Annotated in this window: 14 protein-coding genes; 8 read left to right on the forward strand and 6 right to left on the reverse strand. The window is 61.4% G+C overall.

Features of this window, described 5'->3' with window-relative positions:
* Positions 1 to 16 precede the first annotated feature (16 nt).
* On the forward strand, positions 17 to 649 hold the full coding sequence (yfcF, locus tag ACTJLA_RS22855; RefSeq protein ID WP_057977483.1) for a glutathione transferase: 633 nt from the start codon (positions 17 to 19) through the stop codon (positions 647 to 649).
* Here yfcF and ACTJLA_RS22860 read toward each other — a convergent pair.
* Entirely contained in the window at positions 608 to 892 is a 285-nt protein-coding gene (locus tag ACTJLA_RS22860; protein WP_034125707.1) for a hypothetical protein, read from the reverse strand. The two genes, yfcF and ACTJLA_RS22860, sit on opposite strands and share 42 nt — an antisense overlap.
* Before the next feature lie 138 nt (positions 893 to 1,030).
* On the opposite strand from ACTJLA_RS22860, the gene ACTJLA_RS22865 reads away from it, so the two are divergent.
* Together ACTJLA_RS22865 and ACTJLA_RS22870 are read left to right on the forward strand one after the other, a co-directional pair.
* Entirely contained in the window at positions 1,031 to 1,675 is a 645-nt protein-coding gene (locus ACTJLA_RS22865) for a hypothetical protein (protein WP_054897774.1), read from the forward strand.
* 46 nt (positions 1,676 to 1,721) lie between these two features.
* Positions 1,722 to 2,063 (forward strand): hypothetical protein, encoded by a 342-nt coding sequence (locus ACTJLA_RS22870; protein ID WP_034125705.1) that lies wholly within the window; start codon positions 1,722 to 1,724, stop codon positions 2,061 to 2,063.
* A 171-nt stretch (positions 2,064 to 2,234) separates the two neighbouring features.
* On the opposite strand, the gene ACTJLA_RS22875 is transcribed toward ACTJLA_RS22870, so the two are convergent.
* Together ACTJLA_RS22875 and ACTJLA_RS22880 are read right to left on the reverse strand one after the other, a co-directional pair.
* Complete coding sequence (locus ACTJLA_RS22875) at positions 2,235 to 2,981, reverse strand: creatininase family protein (protein WP_020301789.1); 747 nt, start codon at positions 2,979 to 2,981, stop codon at positions 2,235 to 2,237.
* 30 nt (positions 2,982 to 3,011) lie between these two features.
* On the reverse strand, positions 3,012 to 3,740 hold the full coding sequence (locus tag ACTJLA_RS22880) for a murein L,D-transpeptidase catalytic domain family protein (RefSeq protein WP_019817186.1): 729 nt from the start codon (positions 3,738 to 3,740) through the stop codon (positions 3,012 to 3,014).
* A 39-nt stretch (positions 3,741 to 3,779) separates the two neighbouring features.
* Between ACTJLA_RS22880 and ACTJLA_RS22885 the strand changes: the two genes are divergently transcribed.
* On the forward strand, positions 3,780 to 5,381 hold the full coding sequence (locus ACTJLA_RS22885) for a L,D-transpeptidase family protein (RefSeq protein WP_314544063.1): 1,602 nt from the start codon (positions 3,780 to 3,782) through the stop codon (positions 5,379 to 5,381).
* A 123-nt stretch (positions 5,382 to 5,504) separates the two neighbouring features.
* On the opposite strand, the gene ACTJLA_RS22890 is transcribed toward ACTJLA_RS22885, so the two are convergent.
* Both ACTJLA_RS22890 and ACTJLA_RS22895 read right to left on the reverse strand, forming a co-directional pair.
* Positions 5,505 to 6,896 carry a sensor histidine kinase gene (locus ACTJLA_RS22890; RefSeq protein ID WP_034125702.1) on the reverse strand — a complete coding sequence of 464 codons (1,392 nt, stop codon included), beginning with the start codon at positions 6,894 to 6,896 and terminating at the stop codon, positions 5,505 to 5,507.
* Entirely contained in the window at positions 6,874 to 7,557 is a 684-nt protein-coding gene (locus ACTJLA_RS22895) for a response regulator transcription factor (protein WP_003191687.1), read from the reverse strand. Before ACTJLA_RS22895 ends, ACTJLA_RS22890 begins: the two co-directional genes overlap by 23 nt.
* A 360-nt stretch (positions 7,558 to 7,917) precedes the next feature.
* On the opposite strand from ACTJLA_RS22895, the gene ACTJLA_RS22900 reads away from it, so the two are divergent.
* Positions 7,918 to 8,823 (forward strand): hypothetical protein, encoded by a 906-nt coding sequence (locus tag ACTJLA_RS22900; protein ID WP_314544058.1) that lies wholly within the window; start codon positions 7,918 to 7,920, stop codon positions 8,821 to 8,823.
* Positions 8,824 to 9,015: 192 nt separating this feature from the next.
* Here ACTJLA_RS22900 and ACTJLA_RS22905 read toward each other — a convergent pair whose 3' ends face one another.
* Positions 9,016 to 9,924: a MurR/RpiR family transcriptional regulator gene (locus ACTJLA_RS22905; protein ID WP_005787722.1), complete on the reverse strand. Its 909-nt coding sequence runs from the start codon at positions 9,922 to 9,924 to the stop codon at positions 9,016 to 9,018.
* 284 nt (positions 9,925 to 10,208) lie between these two features.
* Here ACTJLA_RS22905 and ACTJLA_RS22910 point away from each other — a divergent pair, with 284 nt between their 5' ends.
* The 3 genes from ACTJLA_RS22910 (at position 10,209) to iolB (ending at position 13,958) form a co-directional block, all read left to right on the forward strand.
* Positions 10,209 to 12,146: a bifunctional 5-dehydro-2-deoxygluconokinase/5-dehydro-2-deoxyphosphogluconate aldolase gene (locus ACTJLA_RS22910; protein WP_314544052.1), complete on the forward strand. Its 1,938-nt coding sequence runs from the start codon at positions 10,209 to 10,211 to the stop codon at positions 12,144 to 12,146.
* A gap of 132 nt (positions 12,147 to 12,278) precedes the next feature.
* Positions 12,279 to 13,166, forward strand: a complete 888-nt coding sequence (gene iolE, locus ACTJLA_RS22915) for a myo-inosose-2 dehydratase (RefSeq protein ID WP_314544050.1) — start codon at positions 12,279 to 12,281, stop codon at positions 13,164 to 13,166.
* Positions 13,167 to 13,169: 3 nt separating this feature from the next.
* Positions 13,170 to 13,958: a 5-deoxy-glucuronate isomerase gene (gene iolB, locus ACTJLA_RS22920; protein WP_054897780.1), complete on the forward strand. Its 789-nt coding sequence runs from the start codon at positions 13,170 to 13,172 to the stop codon at positions 13,956 to 13,958.
* Positions 13,959 to 13,966: the final 8 nt, after the last annotated feature.

The raw sequence follows: 13,966 nt of genomic DNA on the forward strand, positions 1-13,966 counted from the left end.
CACCAGGAGATTGCCCATGAGCCAAGGCCCGCTGCACCTCTACGTTGATTCGCTGTTCACCAGCCCCTATGCCATGTCGGTGTTTGTCGCCTTGCGCGAAAAAGGCCTGGCGTTCGAGACCCTCACCCTGGACCTCGATGCCGGGCAGAACCAGGCGGCAGATTACGTCCAACGCTCCCTGACCCAGCGAGTGCCGACCCTGGTAGACGGTGATTTTGCGCTGTCGGAGTCTTCGGCCATCACCGAGTACCTGGACCAGGCCTACCCCGAGACCCGCGTGTACCCGGCGGATGTGCAGCCGCGGGCGAGGGCGCGACAGGTTCAAGCGTGGTTGCGCAGCGACCTGCTGCCGATTCGCCAGGAGCGCTCGACGCTGGTGGTGTTCTGCGGGCAGAAGAGGCCGCCGTTGTCAGCAGAGGCTCAAGCCGCCGCGACCAAGTTGATCAGCGCGGCGCAAGCCTTGCTGGCGGATAACCGTGAGTACCTGTGCGGGCAGTGGTCGATTGCCGATGTGGACCTGGCGGTGATGCTCAATCGCCTGATCCTCAATGGCGACCCGGTGCCAGCGCAACTGGTGGCCTACGCGCAACGCCAGTGGCAGCGGCCGTCAGTGCGCGAGTGGGTCGAGCTGCGACGGCCCGCGCTCTAGCTCTGCCTGCTGGGCAACGCGCCGGTCGAGGTCTTCCCAATCGGCCATGCCCAACACGCGCATGGTGTTCAAACCACGCAAGTAGCCGCGCAGTTGCTCGGCGCTGGCGCTCCCTTTTGCGGCGTCGGCGTGTGAGTCCAGCAGCACGGTTTCGTACTCGACCAGGTAGTCGGCGACTCGCTCGCGAAACTCTGGCAGGACTGCCTCGCGGATACGATCGAAGATTTTCTGGTAGGGCTTCATGGCGGGGTCCTTATAGATTTTATGGGCGGCCTGACACTATCGGTTCAAATGATAGTCACCATCAAGGATCACAAGTTCTGTTTTTTCGCCAAACGCGCAGAATCTGTACATCGAGACGCAGCCCAAGGAAAATGCGCGATGAGGACGATTATCCAGTTGGCTTTGATGGCCCTGATGCTGGGCACCGCGGTCATGACCACCCCGGCGATGGCCGATGACGTGCGTACAGGCCATTTGCTGCCACTGGTGGGTAGCGTAGACTCTCTGCAGCGTGCCCAGTCGGTGGGGGTGTTGTTCAGCGAAAACACCCGCGACAACCTCAGCTACCTTGAACGCTACCACGCCATGGCGCTGAACGGCGCCAAGGATGCCTTGGATGGGCGGATTCGCGAGGCGTTCGTCAACAGCTCCGACCCGGAACTGGCGATCGACTGGTTGATGCACTCGTTGCAGGGCACTTTTTTCTCGGTGACGGTTTATAGCAGCCTGGATGCCCTGGTGCAGGCGCACCCGGATGTGGTGGTGGTGCTCGATACCCATAACCAATTGCTGACCCAGCGTAATGACCGGGTCGAAGCACGCTTTGTCGCACGCTTCTACGACGCGAACCTGCAGTTTATCGCCAAGGCCGAAGGCTCGGTGGACAAGCACGTGCCGTCAGTGTGGGTGCACGACAAGGCGGCGCCGGAGATTGCTGCACTGATCGAGCAACAACGCGATGTACAGCAAGATGCCCTGAAGCAGTTCGATGCGTCGCTCAAGGCCCTGGTTCGCGCAGGTTGACCCGCGAATGGTTGTGAACCCTATTTGGTTATTTTCAGGAATGTTTATGCGCTCTTTCTTCGCCCCGGCCCTGGCTTGTGCTTCGTTATTGTTGACCGGCTGTATCACGGCGCCAAATGCCCCATCACTGACCCTGCAAACCAACAAGACCCCCGACGGCTATGTGCAATGCGTGTTGCCCAAGCTGGAAAAGCACGGCATCACCTCGACCGTCACCCAGAACTCGCGCCACGCCAAGGTGCTGCTGACCAGCAAGATTGCCGCCGATGATGTGCTGGAGGCCTACAAGTCCCAGGACGGCACCAAGGTCTTCCTGTACGAGCGCAAGCCGCTGGCTTCGGCGATCAAGCCATCGCGGCTGGAGCAGGCCGCACAGGATTGCAGATAAACCCAGGCACAACGCAAATCCAAAGGTGGGCGGGGGCAACTTCTGACACCCTGTAGGAGCGAGCTTGCTCGCGAAAGACGTCAACGGTAACGCGCGCCCCCTGAATAAACGCGGCGCCTATGATTTTTTCGCGAGCAAGCTCGCTCCTACAGGGTATTGGCCCCATTTGGATCAGGGTTTGGCTTCGTTGCTGAAGCTGTCGACAGTCTTGACCAATCCCTGCGCCGCCAATGCCACCAACTCACCGCCTTTCTCCACAGTAGCCAACGCCGGGTCCGAGCCCATGCGGCCGTCAGGGAAGCGCGCCCGGAAGTCCAGGGCCTCGCGGATCGGGCCGGTGTTGGCAATTCGTGGTGAGTAGTCGGCAGACTTGATCGCGTCCGGATACGCCCACTGCGTCACGGCAATTTCCGACGGCGTGGCGTGGCTGCCATGCCCGACCGGGAATTGACGCTGGGCCAGGTCAGTGACGCCTTCCAGGTCCCACCAGTTCACCAGCTTCAGCGCGAACCCGGCCGGGCGGCGGGCGAAGCTAGCTTCGGCGTACAGCTCGGAGAACGCCGCTTCAATCGTGGCGATGTTGCCGCCGTGGCCGTTCAGGAACAGGATCTTTTCGAAACCATGCCCGGCCAACGAGCGCACCCAGTCGCCAATTGCGGCGATAAAGGTGGAAGGGCGCAGGGAGATGGTGCCGGGAAAGCCCAGGTGGTGTTGGGCCATACCGATATTGAAGGTCGGGCCGACCAGGATATCGGCGTGCTTCTGGGCGTGGTGGGCGATGATTTCCGGGCACATCCAGTCAGTGCCCAACAGGCCGGTGGGGCCATGTTGCTCGTTGGAACCGATGGGAATCACCACCGTGCGGCTGCGTTCCAGGAACTGCCCGATTTCGATCCAGGTGGAGGTGTGTAGAAGCATGCGACGCTCTCTTTTATCTATGGGGACAGGCTATCCGCCACGGATTGTACGACTACTCGCCACCTGTTGGGGTTTGCAATTGAGGTAGGTCGACGACTTCAGCCAGCGCTGGTCGGGGTACCACGAAAACATGAACTGCCCGTCCTTGAGCTTGTCCACCACTTGACGGGCAACTTGCGGGCGCACGGCCGGGCAACCCTGGCTGCGGCCGATGCGGCCTTCGCGCTTGCTCCATAAGGGGCTGACGTAGTCGGCGGCATGAATCACGATGGCGCGGTCGCGGGCCTGGTCATTGAAGCCGGGTTCCAGACCGTCCATGCGCAGCGAGTAGCCATGGGCGCCCAGGTAGCTTTCCTGGGTGCGGAACAACCCCAGGCTCGACTGGTGGCTGCCCTCGAGGTTGGAGAACTGGGTAGCGAAGTTTTCCCCGGACTTGGCGCCGTGGGCCACCAGGTCGCGCAATACCAGGGTCTTTTTGCGCAGGTCGAAGATCCACAGGCGACGGGCGGTCGAGGGCTGGGAGTAGTCAATAACCGCTAGGCGATCGGAACGTTCCTCGCCGTTATTGACCGCGCACTGTACGGCGCTCAGGGCGCTTTTCAGCACGGTGGGATTGAGTTCTGGAGCCGAGCGCGCCAGGCTGCTATACAGGGAAGGAGAGGTGCCATTGGCGGCGAGCGCAACATTGCTCAATAAAGCCAGGCACCCAGTGATCAAGCCCAGGCTGGTTAGCCTGAGCAGGCGTATAAAAGTCAGCATCTACAGTCGAGTCCCCGCTGTGGAGTGGAGCTAAGTCAATTGTTCAAAAAACACGCATGTTACTTGAGCATTTGCCTGCTCGTTGCACCATTGGTCGCTACAGCCGAAACGCTGCCGGTGGAGCCATTGCCCGTCACCACCCCTGCACCGGTCGCGCTGGCGCCACTGCAACAGGCGTTGGCGCAGTTGACCAGTGTCTGCCCGCATCTTGCGCCGCGTATCGATGCCGCCGCGTTGGTGCGCCTGCAAGCCTTTTACCTGCAGCAGGGCGATGCCCCGCTATGGTCGGCTGACGAACGCCGGCAAGCCTTGCACAGCCAGTTGCTGATGCTTGCCGACGATGGCCTGGACCCCACCCACTATAGCTTGCCTGCGGCGGATGCCACGGCCAACGTGCTGTGCAGCGATATCGCCAACAGCCAGCAGTACCTGCAAGCCCTGCAGGATTTGCATTACGGGCGCCTGCAGCAATCGCGCTTTGAGCCTCTATGGCATTCACAGCCGCCCAGTGGCGATCCTAATGCCGAGCTACTGGCGTTCGCCGCCACCGGCCTGCAAGACATGGCCCAAGCCTTCGATCAGGCGCGGCCCAGCGCTGATTTGTATCGCAGCCTGCGCAATGCCTACGCCGGCGTGCGCCAGCAACCGCTGCCCCATTGGGACCCGGTCGCCGAGGGCGCGTTGTTGCGCCCGGGGATGAACGACCCCCGCGTGCCGGAACTGGCGCGGCGCCTGCACAGCGGTGGCTACCTGGCCCAGTTGCCCAGTGGCAACGGCAAGCAATACCAGGGCGAACTGGTCAAAGCGGTGAAAGCGTTTCAGCTCAGCCACTCGTTGCAGGCCGACGGCGTGGTCGGCGCCGGCACCGTGGCCGAACTCAATATCAGCCCGGCGGTGCGTCGTGAACAGCTGCGCATCAACCTGGAGCGCTTCCGCTGGCTGGCCCAGGACCTGGAGCCTGAAGGCGTCGTGGTCAATGTGGCCGCCGCGCAGCTGAGCGTGTATCAGAGCGGCATCCCGGTGTGGCAAACCCGCCTGCAAGTGGGCCGGGCCGAACGCCAGACGCCATTGCTCAAGTCGCGCATCACCCGGCTGACCCTCAACCCCACCTGGACCATCCCGCCGACCATCATGCGCGAGGACAAACTGCCCGCCATCCGCCTCAACCCTGAATACCTGCGCCAGCAAAACCTGCAAGTGCTCGACGCCGAAGGTCACCCATTGACCCCCGACCAAGTCGACTGGGCACGCCCCGGCAATATCCTGCTGCGCCAGCAGGCCGGCCCGCGTAATCCGCTGGGCAAGATTGTGATGCGCTTTCCCAATCCGTATTCGGTGTACCTGCATGACACCCCCAGCCAGCCCTTGTTCACCAAGGGCCCACGGGCGTTCAGTTCGGGATGCGTGCGGGTCGAGCAACCGTTGTTATTGCGCGATCTGCTCGTAACGCCCGCCGAACGCACCCGCACCGATGAGCTGCTGGCGACCGGCGAAACCCATGAATTCAGGCTCGCCACGCCGGTACCGGTGCTGTTGGGGTATTGGACGGTAGAAGTGGATCGCCAGGGCGAGTTGGTGTACGCGCCGGATATTTATGCGCGTGACCCGGTGTTGATCAAGGCCATGGGCAGCGTGTTATAGCGTCAGATGGCTTGATATGAATGTAGGAGCGAGCTTGCTCGCGAAAAACGCCAACGATAACGCGTGCTTCCTGAATGAACGCGGCGTCTGTGAGTTTTTCGCGAGCAAGCTCGCTCCTACGTTCTATTCCGGCATCAGTTGCTGGCGGCATTCCAGCACCAGGCGGGCGCCGCCCAACTCACTGGTGCCGACCTCCAGCTTGAAGCCATGCAAGTTGATGATCGCCGCCACAATCGACAGGCCCAGCCCAAAGCCGCCTTGCTGATCACTCTCATCGACCCGATAGAAACGCTGGAACACCGACGCGCGCTCGGCAGCCGGAATGCCTGGCCCGGAGTCGAGCACTTCGATGCGCGTACTCCCAAGGTCGTTGACTGCTCGTAGGATCACCTTGCCATTGGGCGGGGTGAACTTGATCGAGTTACTCAGCAGGTTGGCCAGGGCTTCAAACAACAGCGCACGGTCACCAGTAATCCACGGCAGTGAGTCAGGCGCCTGCAACACCAACTCCAGTTCGCCTTCTTCGGCCAGGGGCAGGTAGAAATCATGCAGTTCGCGTAGCAGCGGCAGCGGGTCCAGCACCAGGAAGCCTGAGCGACGCTGGTGGTCTTCCAGTTCCGAGATGCGCAGCAGCCCGCGAAAACGCGCCATCAGCGTGTCGGTTTCGGCGATGGCGTCATCGAGCTTTACCGCGTGGGCCGAGTCTTCCTCGGCTTGTTGCTTGATGCGGTAAAGCTGGGCGCGCAAGCGGGTGAGCGGGGTGCGCAGGTCGTGGGCGATGTTGTCGCACACGCCCTTGACCTCGTTCATCAGTTTTTCGATGCGGTCGAGCATGGCATTGACGATGGCGGCGAGCATGTCCAGCTCGTCGCGCCGGTTGGACAGCGGCAACCGGTGCGTCAGGTCGCCGGCGACGATGGCCTCGGCGCTGGCCTGGATCCCGCGAATGCGCCGCAACGGGCGGCGGCGCAGCAGGTGCCAGCCGGCAGCGCCAGGAATGATGGTCAAGGACAGCGCCCACAGCAGGGCGTGCCAGATAATCCGCGTTACCCCGAACAACGAGCCGTTGGCGCGTACCAACACCAGCCAGCGGCCGTCTTCGGTGTGGGTGGCCACGGCGTCGCAGCTGTCCTTGGGCAGTTTGGGGTCATCGGATTGCACGCAATTGGTCAGAGCGTAGATCTTGCCATCCAGCGGCAAGTCGGGTGGTACGGCACGGATCGGCCCGCTCAAGGGGCGAAATTGCTCATCGAACAGGCCATAGGCGTCCACGCCCTTCATGTCGAAGGTCATGCTGGTGGTCAGCGCTTCCACCAGTTCTTCGCCGTCGAAACGCTGGAAAAGATGCTGGCGCTGCAACAGGGAATGGCGCGACAAGTCGCTGAGGTAGCCTGAGACCTCGTAGTACAGCACCCCCATGAGGATGCAACTCCACGCCACGAACAACGAACTGTACAGCGCCAGCAAGCGGCTGCTGGAAGAGCGCCAGCCTTTAGAGGGGTTCAGCAATGACATAGCCCGAGCCTCGTACCGTGCGGATCAGCGGCGTGAGGCCCGGTGGGTCGATTTTCTTGCGCAGACGGCCGATGTGCACGTCGATCAGGTTGGTGCCGGGGTCGAAGTGATAACCCCAGACTTCCTCGAAAATCATCATCCGCGACAGGATCTGCCCGGTGTTGCGCATCAGGAATTCAAGCAGTTTGTATTCAGTGGGCAGCAGGGTCAGCGGCTGGTCGGCCCGGCTGGCTTCGCGGCTGATCAGGTTCAGTTCCAGGTCGGCCACGCGCAGAGCGGTTTCGAATTCCTGAACGGTGCTTTTACGCCGCAGCAGCACCTCGACACGGGCGGCCATTTCATCCGAGGCGAACGGCTTGGTCAGGTAGTCATCACCGCCGGCACGCAGGCCGCGCACGCGCTCGTCGACATCGGAGAGGGCGCTGATCATCAGGATCGGCGTAGACACCCCAATGGTGCGCAACGTGGTGACGATGGCCAGGCCATCCAGCTCGGGCAGCATGCGGTCGAGGGTGATCAGGTCGTAATCCCCACTCACGGCACGGACCAGGCCCTCGCGGCCGTTGTCCACCCAATCTACGTCCAGTCCATGGCTACTCAGCTCGGCGACAATCTCGCGGGCCGTTACGGCGTCATCCTCGATGGTCAAAATGCGGGTCATAGGATTACCTGGTGAGCGTTCACACTAGAAGTGACGACATTTTGCCAAGAAGTTGCTGAATGTTTCCTAAATAAAACTTCATCTTCTTCAAACCGACATCGCCCTGTGGGAGCTGGCTTGCCTGCGATGGCGGCTTACCTGCTNGTCATGCCGCTATCGCAGGCAAGCCAGCTCCCACAGGGGAGTGCATTACGCCCGCCTAATATCGCCGTTTATTGCAACCTGCATGATCTGGCTAAGTTCAATTTAAATAAATCATTGAAATTAAAGGAATTTAATTTTAATCGCCGCTGGCACGCTGCCTGCACTGTCCGTTTTGAGACTTGTAACATCATTTTTCGTGCCTGGAGCAAAACAACAATGATCACATCCTCAACCACGCTGCAAGAGTCAAGCACGCTCTCCGGGGTTTCCTGGGGGGCGATTTTCGCCGGTGCCGCTGCGGCGGCTGCACTGTCATTGATCTTGGTATTGCTGGGCTTCGGCCTGGGCTTTTCGGCGGTGTCGCCTTGGGCTGACAGCGGTATCAGCGCCAAGGGCCTTGGCATTTCCACAATTGTCTGGCTAGCGTTCACCCAGATCGTTGCTTCGGGCCTGGGCGGTTACATCGCCGGTCGTTTGCGGGTGAAGTGGGCCAATATGCACGGGGACGAGGTGTACTTTCGCGACACCGCCCATGGCTTCCTGGCGTGGGCAGTGGCCACATTGATCACGGCGATGCTGGTGGTCGGCTCGGTCAGCAGTGTGGTCAGCGGCGGCGTGAAAGCTGGCGCCAGCGTGGCATCGGGCGCCGCCAGCGGCCTCACCCAAGCTGCTGGCAGCGCGTCAAAAGGTGCCGACAGTGGTGACTTCGGTTATTACGTCGACAGCCTGTTCCGCGATGATCGCCCAGCGGCGGTCAGCGATGATGCAGCCCACGCCGTGGTCGGTCGTATCCTGACGCGTACGTTGAGCAACGACGGCCAACTGGCAGCGGAAGATCGCGCCTACCTGGCCCAACTGATCAGCCAGCGCACCAACCTTAGCCAGGCCGATGCCGAAGCCCGTATCGACAAGGTCTATGGCGACGCGCGCAAGGCCGTTGAAGACGCCAAGCTCAAAGCCAAACAAGCCGCTGACACCGCTGCGAAAGTAGCGGCCTACACCTCGCTGTGGACCTTCGTGGCCCTGCTCATCGGTGCGTTCTTCGCCAGCTTCGCCGCCACCTTCGGCGGTCGCCGCCGGGATGCCGTGGTGTATGTCGAAACCGAAAACTACGTTCGTTAATTCAAGGAGAACATGATGCGCTCATTACTGCTGTGGTTCCTCGGCGTGCCGATTCCGGTGATCATCCTGATCGCGATTTTCATGCACTAATTGTAGGAGCGAGCTTGCTCGCGAAGAACTGCTGGGCGCCGCGTTNATGGCCGCGGCGTTCTTGCGTTTTTCGCGAGCAAGCTCGCTCCTACAGTTGGAGGTTCAGTCGTCGAACCCAACCTGTTCGTGAATCTCATCCACCTTGAGTTCCAACCGATACGCCACCGCAATAAACAGCGCCTGGCACAGGCACAGCGTGGCGCTCAGCGAGCGGAAAGCAAACGAGGAACCTTCATTGACCAACAACACCGCATTCGCCCGCTTGGCCAGGGGCGACAGGTTGCTGTCGGTGATGATCAGGGTCTTGGCCTGGTGATGCTGCGCGATGCGCAGGCAGTGCTGGGTCTCTTTGCCGTAGGGCGTGAAGCTGATGGCTATCACCAGGTCATTGGCGCGCACGCTGCGCATCTGCTCGCGATAACTGCCGCCTAGCCCCGAGATCAGGTGGATGCGCTTGTTGGTGTGCTGCAGGTTGTAGACCAGGTAGTCGGCCACCGCAAAGGAGCGGCGCACGCCGACCACGTAGATGTTGTCGGCATTGACTACCAGGTCCACGGCTTTCTCGAAGGCAGCGTCGTCCAACTCCAGCCCCAAGCGTTCGATGCCCGACAGGGTGGCGTTGACGCACTCGCGCGCCAGGTCGCCGCCGCTGGCCTTCTGGGACTTGTTGGCGATCATGCTGCGAATGCGCTGCTGGTAGTTTTGCACCGGCGTGGTCTTGTGCGTATACGCCTCGCGAAACAGCGCCTGCATCTCACTGAACCCGCTGAAACCGAAGCGCTGGGAAAACCGCACGATGGCCGAAGGGTGCACTTCGCATTCCCGGGCGATGTCGCTGATCCGGTCGACCATGATCCGGTCACTCTGCTGACTCATGTAGCTGGCGATACGCTTGAGCTGGCGCGGCAGGCTCTCGTATTCGTCGGTGATCAGCTGCAACAGGCGTTCGGCATTGATCGGAGGGCTGGCGACAGTTTCTTCCAGGGTGGTCTCGGGATCGGTGCGGGACATGGGCAATCCTTCTGGCGTGTTCGTCTGATGCGCTGATAGGTGGCGCAAGTCTACAGGGTAGGCGCAAAAAAATACCCCGGCATCACGGCCCGCGTGGCCTGCTGAAACGATGCATGGGCGCTGGAGTGCCGCTATCCTGAGGTATTGGAAAAAATATTCCACTAAAAATAATTATGGAATAAATATTGATTGCTGCCAGCGGACGTTCTAGTCTGCTCCCACCAAGAGCGTTTGCCGTCGCCACGGCGGCACAACGCAGGCTGATAAAAATAACAGGAGCCAGCATGGGCCAGACTCGTTTTGCCAGTGGGCGTCAATTGGATCTGATTTGCCTCGGGCGCCTGGGCGTCGATCTCTATGCGCAGCAAGTCGGTGCGCGGCTTGAGGATGTGTCCAGCTTCGCCAAGTATCTGGGCGGATCTTCCGCCAACATCGCTTTCGGCACCGCCAGGCTGGGGCTGAAGTCGGCGATGCTGAGCCGGGTCGGCGATGACCACATGGGCCGTTTCCTGGTGGAATCCCTGGCCCGCGAAGGCTGTGATGTCAGTGGCATCAAGGTCGACCCTGAGCGCCTCACCGCCCTGGTCCTGCTGGGCCTCAAGGACCGCGAAACCTTCCCCCTGGTGTTCTACCGCGAAAACTGCGCCGACATGGCCTTGCGCGCCGAAGACATCAGCGAAGCCTTTATCGCCTCCAGCAAAGCGTTGTTGATCACCGGTACGCATTTCTCCACCGACGGCGTGTACAAGGCCAGCCTCCAGGCCCTGGATTACGCGGCCAGGCACAACGTCAAGCGCGTGCTGGACATCGACTACCGCCCCGTGTTGTGGGGCCTGGCCGGCAAGGCCGATGGCGAAACCCGTTTCGTCGCCGACCAGAATGTCAGCCAGCATGTGCAGAAGATCCTGCCGCGTTTCGACCTGATCGTCGGCACCGAAGAGGAATTCCTGATTGCCGGCGGCGGTGAAGACCTGCTCACCGCCCTGCGCACCGTGCGTGAACTGACCCCGGCCACCCTGGTGGTCAAGCTCGGCCCCCAGGGCTGCACGGTGATCCACGGCGCAATCCCGGCGCGCCTGGAAGACGGGGCCATCTATCCTGGCGTGCGGGTTGAAGTGCTCAACGTGCTGGGCGCAGGCGATGCTTTTATGTCGGGCTTTCTCAGCGGCTGGATCAATGACGCCAGCGATGAGCGTTGCAGCCAGTTGGCCAATGCCTGTGGCGGCCTGGTGGTATCGCGCCACGCCTGTGCGCCAGCGATGCCGACCCCCGCCGAACTCGATTACCTGTTCAACAGCCCCGTGCCCATCACCCGGCCGGACCAGGACGTGACCCTGCAACGCCTGCACCGTGTCACGGTGCCGCGCAAAGCCTGGAAGCAACTGTTCGTCTTTGCCTTCGACCACCGCTGGCAATTGGTGGAGCTGGCGCAAAAAGGCGGCCAGGCCCCTGAGCGTATCAGCGACATCAAGCAGTTGTTTATCCAGGCCATCGAACGCGTCGAGCGAAAACTCACCGAGCAGGGCGTCGAGGCGGATGTGGGCCTGCTCGCCGACCAACGCTTTGGCCAGGATGCACTCAACGCCGCCAGCGGTCGCGGCTGGTGGATCGCTCGCCCGGTGGAAGTGCAGAACTCGCGGCCCCTCGCGTTCGAGCACGGGCGTTCGATCGGCAGCAACCTGATTGCCTGGCCCCAGGAACAGATCATCAAGTGCCTGGTGCAATTTCACCCCGATGACGAGCCGATGCTGCGCCTGGAACAGGAAGCGCAACTCAAGGCGGTGTACGAGGCGTCGCTGGTCAGTGGCCACGAACTGCTGCTGGAAGTCATCCCACCCAAGGATCACCCGTCCACCTACCCGGACGTGCTCTACCGCAGCCTCAAGCGCCTGTACAACCTGGGCATTTACCCGGCCTGGTGGAAGATCGAAACCCAATCGGCGGCAGACTGGAAAAAGCTCGACGAACTGATCCAGGAGCGCGACCCCTACTGCCGTGGCGTGGTGTTGCTGGGCCTGAATGCTTCCCCCGAGTTTCTCGCCGATGGCTTCAAGCAAGCCAGCCAGAGCAGCACATGCCGTGGGTTTGCCGTGGGCCGCACGATCTTCCACGAGCCGAGCCGGGCGTGGATGGCGGGGGAGATTGATGATGAAACGCTGATCCAGCAGGTGCAGGCGACCTTCGAACAGCTCATCAATGCCTGGCTCAGCGCCCGACAGTAAATACGATCAAATGTGGGAGCTGGCTTGCCTGCGATAGCAATCTATNCCTGACACACTGCTATCGCAGGCAAGCCAGCTCCCACACAAAGCAGATCCCAGTGAATTCTGAAGATAAAAACAAAAGGTGCAGCCATGCCCGCAATCCGAATTGGCGTCAACCCGATCTCCTGGAGCAACGACGACCTCCCGGCCCTCGGCGGTGAGACCCCGCTGAGCACGGCCCTGAGCGAAGGCAAGGACATCGGCTACGAAGGTTTTGAACTCAACGGCAAATTCCCCAAGGATGCCAAGGGCGTCGCTGACGTGCTGCGTCCTTATGACCTGGCGCTGGTGTCCGGTTGGTACTCCAGCCGTCTGGCCCACCGTTCGGTGGCTGAAGAAATCGAGGCGATTGCCGCCCATGTCGAACTACTCAAACACAACGGCGCCTCGGTACTGGTATACGGCGAAGTGGCTGACTCGATCCAGGGCTCGCGCATCCGCCTGATCGAGCGCCCGCGTTTTCACAGTGAACAGGCTTGGCAGGCTTACGCCGACAAGCTTACCGAGCTGGCGCGTTTCACCCTGTCCCAGGGCGTGCGCCTGGCCTATCACCACCATATGGGCGCGTACGTCGAATCCCCCGAGGACATCGACCAGTTGATGAAACGCACGGGCCCGGAAGTCGGCTTGCTGTTCGATTCGGGCCACTGCTACATGGGCGGCGGCGAACCCATCGAGGTGCTGCGCAAGCATATCGACCGCGTCTGCCATGTGCATTTCAAGGATGTACGCAAACCCGTGGTGCAACTGGCGCGTAACCAGATGTGGAGCTTCCCGGACTGCATCGTCAACGGCACTTTTACCGTGCCCGGCGATGGTGATATCGACTTCGCACCGTTGCTGGATGTGTTGCTCGCGGCGAACTACAAGGGCTGGCTGGTGGTGGAAGCCGAGCAGGACCCGGCCGTGGCGCCCAGCTATATCTACGCGAAGAAGGGTTACGACACCCTGCGTGCGCTTCTCAACCAGAGGACTTGAGTGATGAGCTTGTTGGTCAAAAGCAGCAAACGCGGGCAAACCATGGTTGCCCTGGAGGCGGGTCGCCTGGAGTACGTAGGCTTTGCCGCGTACCGCCTGAGCCTGGGTGAAACCCTGCCGGTCAGTGCGGGCGATCAGGAACTGTGCCTGGTGCTGCTCAGCGGTCGGGTGACGATCGAAGGCTCGGGTTTCAGTTGGCAGAACCTCGGTGATCGCCAGTCGGTGTTCGAAGACAAGTCACCGTTCGCCGCCTATTTGCCGCCGGGCACTGACGCCCGAGTCACGGCCCTGAGCGACGTGCAGATTGCCGTCTGCGCAGCGCCGGGTGCTACGGGTTTTGCCCCGCGCTTGATCCGCCCCGAGCAGTGCAAGCGCAGTGTGCGCGGCAAAGGCGCCAATACCCGTTACGTGTGCGACATCCTGCCCGACAGCGAGCCGGCTCATTCGCTGCTGGTGGTGGAAGTGCGCACGCCGTCGGGGCATTCTTCCAGCTACCCGCCGCACAAGCACGACACCGACGACCTGCCGCACCAGAGCTTTCTGGAAGAGACCTACTACCACCAAGTCAACCCGCCTCAGGGCTTCGTGTTCCAGCGCGTGTACACCGACGATCGCAGCATCGACCAGGCGATGGCCGTGGAAAACAGTGACCTGGTGGTGGTGCCCAAGGGCTATCACCCGGTCAGCGTGCCGTATGGCTACGAGTCTTATTACCTGAACGTGATGGCCGGCCCCAAGCGTGCCTGGCATTTCCATAACGACCCGCAGCACAGCTGGCTGCTGGACCTGTAAACGGTGTT

The organism is Pseudomonas sp. 22072, assembly GCF_052046095.1.
Lineage (GTDB): Bacteria > Pseudomonadota > Gammaproteobacteria > Pseudomonadales > Pseudomonadaceae > Aquipseudomonas > Aquipseudomonas paracarnis.